The 15,585-nt window shown below is 40.6% G+C and carries 13 protein-coding genes and 1 pseudogene; 11 read left to right on the forward strand and 3 right to left on the reverse strand.

Annotated features, from left to right (window positions below; all coding sequences use genetic code 11):
- The first annotated feature begins 407 nt into the window (after positions 1-407).
- Both ORQ98_RS16105 and ORQ98_RS16110 read left to right on the forward strand, forming a co-directional pair.
- Positions 408-782 carry a hypothetical protein gene (locus tag ORQ98_RS16105; RefSeq protein WP_274689829.1) on the forward strand — a complete coding sequence of 125 codons (375 nt, stop codon included), beginning with the start codon at positions 408-410 and terminating at the stop codon, positions 780-782.
- Entirely contained in the window at positions 769-2,766 is a 1,998-nt protein-coding gene (locus ORQ98_RS16110) for a leukocidin family pore-forming toxin (protein ID WP_342455209.1), read from the forward strand. Before ORQ98_RS16105 ends, ORQ98_RS16110 begins: the two co-directional genes overlap by 14 nt.
- 88 nt (positions 2,767-2,854) lie before the next feature.
- Here ORQ98_RS16110 and ORQ98_RS16115 read toward each other — a convergent pair whose 3' ends face one another.
- Positions 2,855-3,871 (reverse strand): LacI family DNA-binding transcriptional regulator, encoded by a 1,017-nt coding sequence (locus ORQ98_RS16115; RefSeq protein WP_274689831.1) that lies wholly within the window; start codon positions 3,869-3,871, stop codon positions 2,855-2,857.
- Positions 3,872-4,161: 290 nt separating this feature from the next.
- Here ORQ98_RS16115 and ORQ98_RS16120 point away from each other — a divergent pair, with 290 nt between their 5' ends.
- The 4 genes from ORQ98_RS16120 to ORQ98_RS16135 all read left to right on the forward strand — a co-directional run bounded on the left by ORQ98_RS16120 (position 4,162) and on the right by ORQ98_RS16135 (position 8,450).
- On the forward strand, positions 4,162-5,334 hold the full coding sequence (locus tag ORQ98_RS16120) for a dihydrodipicolinate synthase family protein (RefSeq protein ID WP_274689832.1): 1,173 nt from the start codon (positions 4,162-4,164) through the stop codon (positions 5,332-5,334).
- 217 nt (positions 5,335-5,551) lie between these two features.
- Complete coding sequence (locus tag ORQ98_RS16125) at positions 5,552-6,697, forward strand: glycerate kinase family protein (RefSeq protein ID WP_274689833.1); 1,146 nt, start codon at positions 5,552-5,554, stop codon at positions 6,695-6,697.
- A 10-nt stretch (positions 6,698-6,707) separates the two neighbouring features.
- Positions 6,708-7,739 carry an oxidoreductase gene (locus ORQ98_RS16130; RefSeq protein ID WP_274689834.1) on the forward strand — a complete coding sequence of 344 codons (1,032 nt, stop codon included), beginning with the start codon at positions 6,708-6,710 and terminating at the stop codon, positions 7,737-7,739.
- 192 nt (positions 7,740-7,931) lie between these two features.
- Positions 7,932-8,450: a hypothetical protein gene (locus ORQ98_RS16135; protein WP_274689835.1), complete on the forward strand. Its 519-nt coding sequence runs from the start codon at positions 7,932-7,934 to the stop codon at positions 8,448-8,450.
- A gap of 72 nt (positions 8,451-8,522) precedes the next feature.
- Here ORQ98_RS16135 and ORQ98_RS16140 read toward each other — a convergent pair whose 3' ends face one another.
- On the reverse strand, positions 8,523-9,500 hold the full coding sequence (locus ORQ98_RS16140; RefSeq protein WP_274689836.1) for a Tll0287-like domain-containing protein: 978 nt from the start codon (positions 9,498-9,500) through the stop codon (positions 8,523-8,525).
- Positions 9,501-9,914: 414 nt separating this feature from the next.
- The gene (locus tag ORQ98_RS16145; RefSeq protein WP_274689837.1) at positions 9,915-10,337 is read right to left on the reverse strand and encodes a hypothetical protein; all 423 of its coding nucleotides are present in this window, start codon (positions 10,335-10,337) and stop codon (positions 9,915-9,917) included.
- Positions 10,338-10,535: 198 nt separating this feature from the next.
- Here ORQ98_RS16145 and ORQ98_RS16150 point away from each other — a divergent pair, with 198 nt between their 5' ends.
- The 5 genes and pseudogenes from ORQ98_RS16150 (at position 10,536) to ORQ98_RS29625 (ending at position 15,168) form a co-directional block, all read left to right on the forward strand.
- The gene (locus ORQ98_RS16150) at positions 10,536-11,084 is read left to right on the forward strand and encodes an LOG family protein (RefSeq protein WP_274689838.1); all 549 of its coding nucleotides are present in this window, start codon (positions 10,536-10,538) and stop codon (positions 11,082-11,084) included.
- A gap of 130 nt (positions 11,085-11,214) precedes the next feature.
- Positions 11,215-13,395, forward strand: a complete 2,181-nt coding sequence (locus ORQ98_RS16155; protein WP_274689839.1) for a tRNA(Met) cytidine acetyltransferase TmcA — start codon at positions 11,215-11,217, stop codon at positions 13,393-13,395.
- An 88-nt stretch (positions 13,396-13,483) separates the two neighbouring features.
- On the forward strand, positions 13,484-13,885 hold the full coding sequence (locus tag ORQ98_RS16160; protein WP_274689840.1) for a hypothetical protein: 402 nt from the start codon (positions 13,484-13,486) through the stop codon (positions 13,883-13,885).
- Between the two features lie 581 nt (positions 13,886-14,466).
- Positions 14,467-14,781 (forward strand): annotated as a pseudogene (locus ORQ98_RS29620) (methyl-accepting chemotaxis protein); the annotation flags it as partial.
- On the forward strand, positions 14,764-15,168 hold the full coding sequence (locus ORQ98_RS29625) for a CZB domain-containing protein (RefSeq protein WP_425347691.1): 405 nt from the start codon (positions 14,764-14,766) through the stop codon (positions 15,166-15,168). The pseudogene ORQ98_RS29620 and the gene ORQ98_RS29625, both read left to right, overlap by 18 nt.
- The last annotated feature ends 417 nt before the right edge of the window (positions 15,169-15,585 follow it).

Consider the following 15,585-nt stretch of genomic DNA (forward strand, 5'->3'; position numbering starts at 1 on the left):
TTTTTTAAACGGGTTTATTGTCTGTTTTTATGGGGTTAAAAGGACTATTTTTAATGGTCGAAATGATGCCTTTTAAGTTAACAATGTTTGTCCTCTATTTATTCCGAAAAAAACAAATAATACGTTGTCGGGTATTTGTTTGTTCGTGAAATGTGGTTTGTTTTAAGTAAAAGCAGGTTAGCTCGTCTCACTACATTGTATTGGTAGTGGTAACTAGTAAAGTGTTTATTCTATTGACAGTTATTTTATTGAATGGTCTCGTTACTTTTGTTGTATTAATTTTTCTTTTGATGATGGAATAGGTGTCTATGTTTAACTGTTAATAGAGGAAAACCCCTAAAATGAGAGATATGTAGCACTACTTACTTATACAGCAAAATAATAGCAACAAAATAAGGAATATAATAATGAGAGTATCTAGAATAGCACTTTACTATAGTCTTATTGGTTTTGTATTGCCTGTTTATGCTAATACCCAAGATGTTGGTTGGGAAAACATATCAAAGACAACACAATCGTTAATTAGTGAGTTTGGTGATGAAAGCTTAAGCAGTGCCGACAATATTAATTATATAAACTATGCAAGATTAAAGAATAGGAATCTTGCAAATAAGTCTACTTTTTCCTTTATAAAAAGAGATATTATTGAAAATAATAAAGTATACCTTATTGATACATCTGAATCTAGGCTTTATCAAAGCAATAAAACAATAAAGGAAGATATTAAGTCGGTTTTTGGTATAGCATTCGATAAGGATATGTTTTTTTATTTCAAATTATAACAACAAGTTAAAGTATACTCCTTTCAGTAGTGATAATGGAGGAAAAGCTTTTTTCAGCTTATTAAAAAAAACATCAAATAAAACGTCAAATAAAACGTCAAATAAAACGTCAAATAAAATAAGAGTCATTAGCTCAAGCCGGTTATCCTCAGGTGTGACATCCTCTAATTTACAGAGTAGGCAGGAAACTCATCCACAAGTCTCTTTTTATATTGATATTGATCGACCAATAAGTAAACAAGAGTGTACTTTTCCAAGTTCTCATCTATTTAATAGGGGCACAGAAAAATTTTGTGATGATGCTAATATTTCCCTTACTTATTTGGTTACACTGCAGCGCTCATTGAGTATAGGTGCCTTTGGCACTGGTACTCCAGATGCAAAGATTGTTAGAATTTCTGCAGATGGTAGTGGGGCTGGTATTCATTTAAATGATCAGTTAGACCATAGAGAGCATAAAGCTGACTATACTGTATTTGATGGGTTTTACTATGATTGGAGTACAGACGTATTTGCTCAAAACTATAACTTCAATATTAAAGCTTCTAATGACAAGGCTGTTATTTTAAAAACTGTTCCTAATACAAATATCAACTCAAACTTTCAAAATAGAGAGTTATCAGGCTTTGAGATAGGCGTAAGTGGTGGTGTAGAGGGAACACCAAGTGATCCAAAACTTAAGCTTGAAGGTTCCTATAAATATACGCAAACCCGCACGTTAATATATGATACGCAAGACTATAGAGTAAATAAAGCAAATCCAAGTAATCGGGAAGTAAACTTTAGGTGGGAAAGAGAGCAATATGCTACCCCTGAGTCTCTATTTGATGATTATACTGACTCAATTTTAAATGTAGCATATCCAATAGATAAAAACCGAATTCGTCCAGTAGGGTACTCGAATTTTACGCCAAGCTTTGATGTGATTTATAAAGCCTCTTCGAATGAAACGGGCAGTACGACTTTTGAGTTAGTTTCATCTGTTCAAATGCGGGCGGTATATGCATCGGCTTATAGACACTATTATGTGGTTGGAGCACATGTTTCATATAAGCCTGTAGAAGTTAAGGATAAAATAATTGATGTAAAAGAAACATTTGATGTTGATTGGAATGCCCCTGTTTTTACTGGTGGATACCCAGTTAATCTGCAATTAAGAGGGTTTAATAATCAATGTATTAATTATAATGAGTCCGACTTTGGGCTTTCGATTGCAGCGTGTGAATTATCGGGTGCTGATGCCAGGGGGCAGTCTTTTATTTATAACAATTTAGGTCAATATGTAAGTGTCATTAATGAATCTAAATGTTTAGATGGTAAGAATTTAGCTAAATTAGTTAACTGTAATGCAAATTTAAGCCAGCGCTGGAAATGGAATGAAAAAGACCAGCTGGTTAATGAACTAAATGATAATGTATTAGCTCATCGCTACAGTGAGCTTTCTCTTAAAGCTCCGTCAAGAAGAAACTCTAAGTACTATCAGACCTTAACCTCGTTTACAAACTTATTTGGCGCCGATGATATTATCCCTGTAAAATCAAATAGAAGTGAGTCTTTACTGCTTCAGATAGAGAACTTTCAATTAAGTAACGATAGGAGTCGTCAAGAAAGAGCAAGCGATTATAATAATGTAAGTGGTCAATGTACTAGTGAATATCTTAAGCTCACTCAAAGCCGAGAAGAGTTGCAAGCTTGTACTCCAATTGAAATATCTTCATATGACTCTGAGTGGTTTTATATTTACATTCCGGAGGATTACCAGGGAGAACAATTATCTATTAATTTAAAGGGTGGAAGTGGCGATGCGGATTTGTATGTAAGTGCTAACGCTTGGCCTTATGAACAACAGTATGAGTATGGTTCAGCTAACACAGGTAATAATGAGCAGTTGATAATTAATAATCCCTCAAAAGGCACTTATTATTATATTAATGTAGATGCTAAGAGTTCCTTTAATAATGTCACCCTTGAAGCGAGATTATAGCCAATGGTGGTTTGGCTCGTTTGGCGAAATAATAAATATCAACCATTTTTTATGGTTGATATTTTATTTGTAAGTCACTTATAGCTACTTATTTGTTAAGTATAGATGACTCCCTTACCATCACTTTCGGCATTACGGTTTGGTTGGAAATAGGGCGCTCTGGGTCTTTTAAGCGGCTGATTAAACTCTCTGCCGCTAACTTTGCCAATTGATCCGTATAAATATGGACGCTGGTTAAGGAAGGACTAAAGACATTGCAGCCTTGGATATCATCAAAGCCAGTGACGGCAACATCTTTTCCTGCCTTAAACCCAGAGCGGTCAAGGCCAAAAGTGACCCCAAATGCAATAACATCACTGTAACAAACAATGGCTTCGGGTAATGGACCTTGTTTGGCTCGCTCTATAATCAATTTGGCGGCCGCTTCTCGGGTAGGGGGGCAGGGCAGTATTTCACATGTTTCCATGGCTATACCCGCTTTACTTACAGCTGCTTTAAAGCCAGCCAGGCGGCTTTCATAAACGGGGGTGTTGTCTATGCCGCCTAGAAAAGCCAGCCGTGTAAAGCCTTGTACGAGTAAATGGGCGGTAACGGCTTGGCTGCCGGCAATATTGTCAGGGCTGATAAAGTCACACGCATTGCCTTCGATTGGACGCATAACACTCACAATGGGCAAGCCTTTCATGGTGTGGCTGGTAAGTTGCTCATAACTTGTACCAAACACGGGGCAGATGACTATGCCAGCTGCACTATGTTCAGCAAAGGTGCGTACCACTTTTTCCTGTTGTTGCATGTCTTCAGAGGTATTGGCCATCATGACCACATAGCCTGAGTCAGTAAAACTGCGCTCTAGTGCAACGGCCAGCTCAGCAAAAAATGGGTTAGTGAGGTCATTGATGACCATACCAATAATTTCTGATGAACGACGACGTAGGTTGGCTGCTGCCCGGTTGTACACATAACCTAATTGCTTGGCAGCCTTGAGCACTTTTCGTTTGGTCTCTGGCTTTATTTTGGGACTATCCTGTAGCGCTAACGAAACTGTTGATTTAGAAACACCTGCTGCTGCAGCAATATCGGGAAGGGTAATACTTGTTTTGGTCACAGGCTTTCTCTCGATTTTGTTTTTTACACAATGGTTTCGATCGCTCAGTCTCTCAACTATATTCAGCATTCATTCGGCCACTCAGCTTTATAATGCTATTACTGGTAACGCGGTCACTTGCAACGACTAAACGTTTATTGTAACGTTCCATTAATTTATCACAATAACAAACTTTGTGCACTGCCTCAAGGTGGTGATTTCAGAATTTTCATTAATAACGCTACTACTAGCATAATCTACTAATTATCCTGTATTTTAAGGGTTTAATATAATTACCAGGAGGCCAGCCCATGCTTCTCTCTGTTAACCTGCCAACTGCTGATAATAAATTGGAACGTTACAATTTGCTGGCTGAAGGATTTGTTGATGTCAAGCCAACAATTCCCTTGAACCGGACCCTTTATGCGGCGGCTCATCTGGTGGTTGATCCGTTTCAAGAGCGGCATCCATGGCAAGGTATTCCGGCTGTGGACTGGGATACAACTTTGGCGTATCGAGAGTATTTATGGGGACAGGGTTTTAAAGTGGCTGAAGCTATGGATACGGCGCAACGGGGGATGGGGGTGGATTGGCCAACAGCGCTCGAATTAATTAAGCGAAGTATTTCATTGGCAAAGGCTATTCCTGGGGCTGATTTAGCTGCTGGTGCAGGTACGGATCAGCTTAATGAACACATTAATTATACCCTAGATGACGTACGTAAAGCCTATATTGAACAGATAGAGGCTATTGAGGCTGTGGGTGGCAGGGTGATTTTAATGGCTTCCCGAGCGTTGGCAAAAGTGGCTACAAGCCCGGATGAATATATAGGGCTTTATGCTGAACTGATTCAGGGCTGTCGTTATCCAGTTATTTTGCATTGGCTGGGGGATATGTTTGACCCTCAACTTACCGGTTATTGGGGTAGTACGGATATTTGGCAGGCAATGGCAACTGTAGAAACGATTATTAATGAAAATCAGCGAAAGTTAGCGGGAATTAAAATTTCTTTGCTTGCCACTGAGTATGAAGTGGCATTACGCAAGCGCTTACCGCAAACAGTGAAAATGTTTACCGGAGATGATTTTAATTACCCAGAATTGATCGCTGGTGATGGTGAAGATTTTTCCCATGGTTTGTTGGGTATTTTTGATCCCATTGCGCCAGTTGCTGCACAGGCTTTAGCGAAGTTGGCTGAAGGGGATATTGCCGACTATTTTCGTTTAATGAACCCAACCGTTGCTTTATCTCGGAAAATATTTGAAACGCCAACTCAGTACTATAAAGCGGGAGTAGTATTTATTGCTTGGCTAAATGGCCATCAGTCCCATTTTTCCATGGCAGGGGGGATGCAATCGGCTCGTTCTTTAGTACATTATGCGGAGGTATTTCGGTTAGCGGACCAAGCGGGTGTATTAAGAGATCCTGAGTTAGCGGTGAGGCGGATAAATCAGTTGAAGGCTGTATATGGGTTGTACGACTAGTGTTTTTAGGTATATGAAGGGCACTCAAGAGCTGGTGAAATATGGAGTGGTAGGGTGTTCTAAAACTGTTGTCAAAAACAGGGGCATTAGAACGATAGCACAATCCAACTTCCCCCTTTGAAAAAGGGGGGAACAACTTTTGCGACAGCCTCCAAAGGGGGAGAATAGCTTTAGTGGTGGATCATAAAATAAATTTAGTGTTGCTATGGAATAACCAATGAAAATTGTCATTGCACCTGATTCCTTTAAAGAAAGCCTCTCCAGTATTGAAGTGGCGGAGGCGATTGCGCGAGGTGTTAAACAGGTATTGCCTGATGCTGAATTAATTAAACTACCAGTAGCAGATGGCGGGGAAGGAACGGTTGATGCAATGGTGGCGGGTACCAATGGCAATAAATTTAGCTGTCGTATAACTGGACCAATGGGAGAGCCCACTGATGCTTGCTGGGGGTTATTAGGTGATGGGGTGACGGCGGTGATTGAGGTAGCTGAGGCAGTGGGGTTGGCGAAAGTACCGGCTAAGCAACGTAACCCGCTAAAAGCAACGAGTTATGGCATCGGAGAGCTGATTATTGAAGCACTGAATGCAGGTGCTAAAAAGCTGGTTATCGGTTTAGGTGGTAGTGCCACCAATGATGGGGGCGCTGGGATGTTACAGGCTTTAGGGGCCCGCTTATTAAATAAAGCAGGAGATGTGGTCGCTTTAGGGGCTGAAGGGTTGGCCGATCTGCAACAGGTGGATCTTAGCCATTTAGATAGCCGGTTGCAAAGTGTTGTATGTAAAGTTGCCTGTGATGTGGATAACCCGTTATTAGGTCCCAACGGGGCTACTTATACTTATGGTCCCCAAAAAGGGGCTGATGTAACGATGCTACAACGGCTGGAAAATCATTTAAGTCATTATGCAACGGCTGTGGAGCAAACCTTACAACAAGAGATGGCTGTTGTGCCTGGTGCTGGTGCCGCAGGTGGTTTAGGCTTTGCCTTATTAGCGGGTTTACCTGCCCAATTGCAAAGCGGTATTAATATCGTATTAGATGCTATTAAGTTAGAAAATTATTTAGCTGATACAGACTTGGTAATTACGGGTGAGGGTAAAATAGATGGTCAAACCATTCACGGTAAAACGCCTATAGGTATTGCTAAATTGGCTAAACAGTATAACTGTAGTGTCATTGCATTAGCCGGGAGTTTGGGAGATAACTACCAAGCCGTTTATCAACAAGGGATTGATGCAGTCTTTAGTGTCGTACCAGGGGTCATGAATTTAACTGATGCGTTAACAAATGCTGAACAGAATATTGAAAATACAGCTTTTAATATTGCAAAGGTTATTTGTTGTCAAAAAATCACGAGCTGTTAAGGTTTTATAGATGATAAAAACAGGTATTATTGGTTATGGTTTCTCCGCTCAGACCTTTCATTTACCCTTTATTAAGCATTTGAATGAATTTGAGCTGACTGCAATCAGTTCGAGTAAAAGCGAACAAGTATTAGCCGACAACCCAGGCATCCAGGTTTATGATACGGCTGAACAATTAATAAAAGACAATACGACAGAACTGGTAATTATTACTTCACCTAATGATACCCATTATGACTTAGCCAAATTAGCCCTAGCCAATGGCAAACATGTGATTGTGGAAAAGCCATTTGTTACTCAGGTAGCGCAGGGAGAAGAGTTGATTGCGTTGGCGAAAGAAAAAGGACTAGTACTGTCGACCTATCATAACCGCCGTTGGGATGGGGATTTTTTAACCATTAACCATTTAATTGAAACAAAAGCACTGGGTGAAATTCGTTTATTTGAATCTCACTTTGACCGGTTTCGACCGACAGTTCGACAACGCTGGCGTGAGCAGGCAGGTGAGGGTACTGGTATTTGGTATGACTTGGGTTCTCACTTGGTTGATCAGGCATTATGTTTATTTGGCTGGCCAAAAGCAATCACTGCTTGTTGTCGTGCGCTCAGAGAAAACTCACAGGTGACGGATTATTTTCATGTGCAGTTGCATTATCCCAATCATGAAGTAGTACTTCGTTCCAGCCCGTTTTCTGCAGGTCCTGGCTTACGCTTTCAAGTGGAAGGCACTAAAGGCAGTTTTGTTAAATATGGTTTAGACCCGCAAGAGGATCAGCTAAAACAGGGTGGAGGGCCTGCTAGTGAAAGCTGGGCAAGAGAGTTAGACGCAAAGCATGGTATGTTGTTTCAGGAAGAAAAAGAAACTATTTACCCAACCCTGTTAGGCGGCTATCAGCACTATTTTAGAAATATTGCCCAGGCTATTATGGAGAGTAAAACAGTTGCTGTAACAGTCGAACAGGCGTTGGCAGTCATTAAAATTATTCAACTGGCAGAACGTAGTAGTGCTATGGGCCAAACGATATCATTGCTTAACGAATAATTGTTTTAATGAAAAAACGTAAGAAATTCATCAATAAAATAGAAATAATCTCGAAATAGCTGTTGTGTTTTTATACAAAACCTGCTGGGTTAGCTGGTAAAAATCTATAAGTGACTGATTAATAAGCGTTGGTACAGCACTTGCCTTATTAGAGGTAACGGATTCAAAAAAACCAGCAAAAGGTAGGCTTGTATGAAAACATTCACATCAGTTAGGCAGTTAGTTTTTATTTGCTCGTTAATGTCGATGATCGTGCTTCTCCCTACCAAAGGGCATAGTGCATTGGTTTCATTTCAAGTAGAAGATACGGTTAATCCCATGGTGTTGTTCGGTATGTTCACAGTGGATGATATGGATCCAAACTATGGTACTGGATTTCAGTCATTAATTGATTGGGCTATTTTTGATATGGAAGGCGTGCCTGGTATTCATACTCCGGTTGATAATATAACAGCTGCCATGGTATTTATTAATTTAACCAACCCAAATTTATCTGTACTAAACTTTGATTCGACAGATACCGTAATACCGCCAATACCTCCAAGTGGTAATAACTTGGTACTTAATATCGATAATACCTGGTCCTCTGGTACCATGAATGGAAACTATATTGTAAGGTTAATCAGTGTGCATGAGCCTTCAATTATTGCACTGTTTAGTTTTACCCTAGCCTGCCTGTTTTTCAGTACCCGAAAACGATGCCGCCGCTAAAGTAGTAATAAAGGGGCTTAATAGCCCCTTGTTGTATTTTGGACTTCACTTCTTCAGTTCCTGCCCCACTGCCTAAAAATCATGCATTTTGATAAATTTTTTTAAGTCTTGGACAAGGCTGTATAACGTCTTAAATTGCTTGTTTAAATCATTTATTTCGGTGCTGGATTTATATTCTGTGTGAAATAAAGTTATGCTTTCTTCTCTATCTTGATGAATAGTTTGGATCGCTTTTGATGCTTCTGTGGTTATTTTTTTGATGGGGCTGACTACGAAGATAAGAATATAGGAAATAAAACAAATTAACAGGATAAAAAACAACCCTATAGCTAATAATGAGTAAAGATTAATGCTTTTCAGTAGTGTGAGTATCCCACTATCATAAGGTAATGAAACACTGACAATTCCCGCTAAACGCCCTTGTTCGTAGTTAAAGCCGCTGTCTCCAGGGTAAAGTTCTTGTAACTTTTTAGGCGCATTTTTGGGGTCTCCATGGCAGCTTAAGCAGGATTTTTCTGCAGTAATCTCCCGTGCATATAGAAAACGATTGTAGGTTTTTTGATAATATTCATGTCTATGGAACTCGTCTTTAATTAATGCTATTGCGGTTTGCTCAAATCTATTAGGTGCATTGTGAGGGTTTAGAAAATTGTCAGAGGTAATACGGAATATAACATTTGCATTGTTTTGTAATGTAATATCAGATACCTCCCTCTGAATGAGGGATGGATTTTTTAAGTGGTAATGGTCAATGATGGTTCTTTTTTTATCATCCTTTTGTTGCTCGGTGACATAGGTTTTTTTCTCTAGATAGTCTTGTGGGTTAAAGTGTTCCCGAACACCTGATTTAACCCAAATACCTCCTTTAAACTGACCTGCCCAATGACCGATATGAGTGACCATATCCGCGATGCTACTTGCTTGTGTTCGTAGGCTGCTGATATAAACTGCATGGCTGATCAGGTAATAACAGCCAAGAAAAGACAGAGTAAGTAAAAAAAACCATGCGATAATGTGGTTGGCTAATTGATTATTACCTAACTTACTCATCTTACGAGCCCCAACACGCTTAGGTTTATCTTCAGAAGTTCAGTTATTAAACTGAGCTGCTTAACAGTATAGCAACTGAGAGTCTTGAGGGCGTGATAGGGGAAGGCTAAGCAGTTAATGGTTAAATATTATCTTTGTAGTAAATGAGGTTGTCCCTCTAGACCATGTTAACAAGGGTAGCCTAACAGATTACCTCCGGATAATTGGTCTTAAGCGCAGTGGTTCACGCGCAAAATAAGGTAACCACTGTTTCTCCACTTATCTTCTGGCTGTGTTCTTTTTCTTGCACTAGGCCCCTATGTTGTCCTTATAAAGAGTGTCTGCAAAAAAGCACCTTGCCAGAAAATAAATGTCTTGGAGTACTATAACCTAACTTTACCCATTGACCACTATAAGGTATTTGGAGCCTTTTGTTTAAAAAACAGAACGCGTATATTGCCAGCTGTTATGTTGATAGCAGGCCATTGCTGGGAAGGCATCCTGGCTGGCTTCCACTCTAATCACATAATTACGACAGGGTAGCCCCATTCGGCTGGTATAAGTGCTACCCGCAACAAATCCAATATACCCCAGAGTAGGGTGGGGTATACGACGATACTCTCCTTCAGCAAAGCCACTAAAACCGGTTTGAACCCACTGCTCGGCCTGATCGTTGACCACCTTTATTTGAAACTCACTGTTGAAGCTCCAAAGTGTCCACTTTAGTATGTGGGAGCGGTCAATATCCCAAATAGAAAGACTCGTTCGGGATGCCGCTTGAGCTTTACTATGAAAGTAGATTGTTTCTTGTCCAAAAGTAAAGAGTATGGCAAGTAGAAAGATTGTATGCTTTTTCATAGCGCTATTATAAGTATTAAGAAAAATACTACTTCTAAAGTATTAGGGTAGTTGATTTTAGTAAAAATGTTCCAATAATAGCCGATAAAATAGCATAGTTTAAGACAATTGTTGAATACACCCTAATGTTGCATAGCTTTTTGAGCTCAGAAATGGCTAGCGTAGCGCTTGTGCCACTAGGGTATCGTGAGGTAATGAATGCGGGTTAATATTTTTTGTGCATCAAGGCCTGGGTTAGATCCTAGTTTGCCTACCATGGTTCAGCAGCTGGCCATAGCGTTAATAAAAAACAAGATAGGTGTGGTCTATGGCGGTGCCAATGATGGGTTGATGGGGATCTTGGCTGATCATGTATTAGCACTTAAAGGCGAAGTGATTGGCGTTATGCCTAGCCTGCTGGTGGCTAGAGAAAGGGCGCATGCGGGATTAACAGAGTGGTTTGAGGTTAGCAGTTTAGCAACCAGAAAAGAAAAAATGGCCAGTCTGGCAGATTGCTTTTTGGTTTTACCTGGTGGTTTGGGTACTCTTGATGAATTGTTCGAAGTATTAACCTGGGCCCAAGTGGGTTTGCATAATAAACCCATAGCTATTCTTAATCACCATGGCTACTACAATCACTTACTGGCTTTTTTAGAGGAAGGAGTGGCTAACCAGCTGATTGCAGAAAAAGACTTTAATCGTTTACTTATTGCAGATACACCTGTTGAGATAGTAGAAAAGTTAATAGAAAGTGTTGTATTCGATTAGGCCCTGTTAAGGCTTGGTTGAAGGAGTGTCTTTGAACAAATATTGAACGGCCTCTACAGCTTAAATAACGTAGTATTAATAAAATAATGCCACGAAAGCAGATAACCAGAAGTCAGGTGAGGTATTTTTTTTGCAACAGCAGCTTAGTCATTGGTTGGCCGTTATTAAACAACAAGCAACGGCTAGTCAATATCGTGCCACTATCATTATTGCGGGTGAGCAAGCATGGACTCAACAACAGGCCAGCCAACTGGTTACTCTGTTGGGGCCAGTAACGTCTAGCTATTGGGTAACCAATGATAATTTGCGGCATCAGGGAATAACGGTGATAGCACCACAACAAGTGCGAGAGTATTTAGGTAGAGAAAGCCAGCTTTTAGTTTATGATGCATTCACAGGTTTTAACCCTGATCATTTTGCCGCGATAACGGGTACGTTGACTGGAGGGGGGCTACTACTTCTATTGACGCCACCACTAGCCACCTGGGCTGAATTTAATGACCCAGAATATCATCAGTTGACCGTACTGCCTTATACTGCAGATTCAGTGCAAGGTGCTTTTTTAACGTGGCTGGTAGCAGCACTTGATAAACCACGCCCGTTGTTTATCAAGTGGCAGCAAGGCCAACCGCTACCAACCGTTGAGGTTGACTCCAGTTTGCAGCCAGCAGTTGATATAGGTGATGGTGTTGCGGAAGATGGTTGTATTACCCAAGATCAAGTTGAAGCAGTAGCAGGCATAATAAAAGTGGCGACAGGACATCGTAAACGTCCTTTGGTAATTACGGCAGATCGTGGGCGAGGTAAGTCAGCCGCGCTGGGTATTGCTGCTGGGAAACTGTTGCAACAAGGCAAGCGAATTTTAGTGACGGCCCCTAATTTCGAGGCTGTGAATACCTTATTTAACCATGCTGCAACCTATTTAACGATTGACTGGCAATTACAACCTAAATTGATTTATAGCGATACGAATACTAATAGTTGGTTGCATTATTTGACCCCAGACGATCTCAGTCATGAAATGCCAGCAGCTGATGTACTATTTATTGATGAAGCTGCTGCTATTCCTCCCGATTTATTAAACCGCTGGACACAACATTATACTCGTATTGTATTTGCTACCACAGTACATGGTTATGAAGGAACAGGGCGAGGGTTTACCATTCGCTTTCAACCTATGTTAAATCGCATCAGGCCCCAATGGCGGGCACTGAGTTTAACTCAGCCGATTCGTTGGCAGTCAAATGACCCATTAGAAAATTTTGGGTTTGATGCGTTGCTACTGGATGCAGAGCCCGTCGCCGATGAGCAATTAATTAATTTTACGAGTGATGACCTGATATTTAAAAAAGTATCGTCTGAGGAGCTGGTGCAACAGCCACAATTATTAAGGCGTTTATTTGGGTTGTTGATCATGGCTCATTACCGTACCACGCCTGGTGATTTAAGACACTTATTGGATGGCCCCAATTTACAGATTTGGTTAGGGGTTTATCATGGCGAGGTCGTTGCAGCCAGCTTAACTGCATTGGAAGGGGGGCTAGACGAGGAGTTAGCCCAGGCTATTTATTTAGCTAAACGGCGTCCTAAAGGGCACCTAGTACCACAAACGTTGGTCGCTCATGGTGGTTATCAACAAGTCGCAGGATTGCGTTGTGTCAGAATTATCCGTATAGCCCTTCATCCAGCTATTCAGCGGCAAGGAGTAGGGCGACAGTTAATAGCTCATATTTATGATCAAGTGAAAGCAGAGCAAGACTACTTGGCGGTTGCTTATGGTGTTACACTACAGTTGCAGGGCTTTTGGCAGTCATTAGGTTTTTTACCTCTCAGGCTGGGTATTACCAGGGAAGCGAGCAGTGGCTGTTATGCATTGATAATGGCAAAACCTGTTTCAGCTGAGGCGATTGAACAAATGGTCGAAATGAGCGCTCGGTTTCACCTGCATTTTATTTCACAGTTAGCTGAGTTGTGGACAGACTTGGATGAAAAAATCGTTACTGCCATTTTAACGAGTAACCAACAGAATAACATCGAACTATCAACTCAAGATCAACAAGATGTGTATGCATTTGGTTTTGGTAATCGGCAATATGAAACCTGCATTGTACCGTTAAGAAATTGGCTGCAAGTGCAAATTCAACAGCACCCTAAACAATGGCAGTTATTGACAGAGTCAGAGCAACATTTATGGATAAAAAAAGTAATGCAACAATATAGTTGGGAACGCTTACGGAATTTAACAGGGTTAGCCAAGCAGCCACTGATTAAACAAATGCGGCAAGCCGTACAAAAACTAATGTTAAGATAACTTACATTCCCTTCAAAGTGGAGAAAATCATTAAACTGGTTTAACTTGTATGTAGCAAATCATTTCCATACACAGGGTGGGGCGCTCAATGCTGATCAATGGTATAGGTGGCTTTTCTCAATTGCCGATACAACTACCGGTAGTGAGTCGTGCACCTGATCAAGCCAATACGAATAACGGCTTAGTCAATGATGAGCTAAATCGAAGCCCTTCAACTTTCACTGCCAATCCAACGTCTAACCATACCACTACTGAAATAGCCCCTACTCAGGTGGTACCTGCAAATCGTGAAGCAATAGCTACCCAGCTTCAACCAACAGCCAATCAGCAAAATCAGGTCGTAATACCCAGTGCTAACGCTCAGCTTGCAGCCGATAGGCCCAACAATACTATTGCTATTACTGAACAACAACAGCAATTATTGCAACGATTTCAGCAGTCATCGCTACCAGTTGATAATACATCCCGATTGATTGATGAAAGAGTGTAAATAGCTGAAGTGAACGGAGCTGGTATTTCTTTAGGTCGAAACTGATTAGCTTGAGCAATTAAATAGGCACAAATAGTTAACAAAAGCGACAATTACCTTCTATGCTTCACTATTAAGAAAGGTTTCAGTCTCTTTAGATTATTTTAGTTTTAAACAAAGGCTCTGTTATGTTTGGATCTAATAAATATAAGCAGCAGTGTTTTACTTTGGAGCAAGAAAATCAACAGCTAAGGGATAAAGTTGCTGAACTGGAAAAAAACGTTTACGAGGCTGAGCATGGCAGAGATGACTTAGTGAGGGAAGCAAAAGGCGGCGCAGAAAACCTGAAGCAGTTAATCAACACCTTTTTTTATGGTGAGCAAATGATTCAAAATATCAGGGAAGCATTGGCTAGTGCTGCGCACCAATTGTTGAGCGAAAAAGGGAATTTAATGGAGGCGGATAACCTGTTTGTTAATACAGGTAATTTGCTTGATGCATTAAGAACGCGTGTCAGTGGTATTAGTGATGTAGCGACTGATAGCGCAGATAGTGTCCAAAACTTAGAAAAAGTGGCCTCACAAATTACGCAATTTGTAGGGGTAATCCGTGATATTTCCGAGCAAACCAACTTATTAGCACTTAATGCTGCAATTGAAGCTGCGCGTGCAGGCGAAACCGGTAGAGGGTTTGCTGTGGTGGCAGATGAAGTCCGTAACTTAGCTCAAAAAGCAGGGGAAGCCAGTGATGAAATTTCCACATTGGTGGACACTGTAGTGCAAGGTACCCAAGTGAGCACGGCGCAAATACAAAAAATGGTGGAAGCGACAACGGCAGTTAATCAAGAAACAGAGGATATTGGTAATACGGTTAATGAAGTATTAAATATGTCACGGCAGATGCAAGGTATTATTGAAGAGTCAGCGAATACTAGTTTTATCCAAACGGTTAAGCTTGACCATGTTGCATGGAAGGTAACGATCTATCGCCATTTAATTCATCAATTGCCCGTTCAGGAAGGTGCCATTGTTAACCATGAGAATTGTCGGCTAGGGGAGTGGTATTATCATGGTGATGGTAAAAACTATCAGAATTTAATGGCCTATCGGCATTTAGAAGAGCCTCATAAACTGGTCCATACGAGTGGTATTCAGGCAATTGAAGCACAGTTAGCTGGCAACCATGAGGAAGTATTAAAGCACTTGGAAACAATGGAGTCTGCCAGTGTTAAGGTAGTAGATTGCTTAAGTGACTTAGAATCTGCTATCAGTTCATCTGATAGCAATCATGGATTTCACCATTAAATATTTGTAGCACAAATAAGTAAGCCTTATTTGAAAGATAACCATTTTTGACGTGTTGGTGTTAATGCCCCTCGTTTCGCTGGGCTACATGGATATTTTCAGTAGTCTGGTGAAAGAGTTAGCTAATCGGAATATTGTTTTAACCCCCAATTATAAAATTCCCTTTGTATAAAATAGCAATAAGGGCATTACTAAAAAATGCACACTCTTTGGGGCTTTCTGTGTTTTTATATAGAGTGGCCCTATTCAAAGTACTTACTTACTTGCTTGCGCAAAAAATCACTATTCTGGATGATGCCCATAAACCCAAAAAGTGTGGCACCGGATTGCCGCACGGCATTAGCGGAATAATCACTAAATCCTTGTAATTATTGTATTTTTTATTTGGCATAGGCATTGCTCTGGAATTGCTGAATG

Source organism: Spartinivicinus poritis, assembly GCF_028858535.1.
In the GTDB taxonomy this organism is placed as follows: Bacteria; Pseudomonadota; Gammaproteobacteria; order Pseudomonadales; family Zooshikellaceae; genus Spartinivicinus; species Spartinivicinus poritis.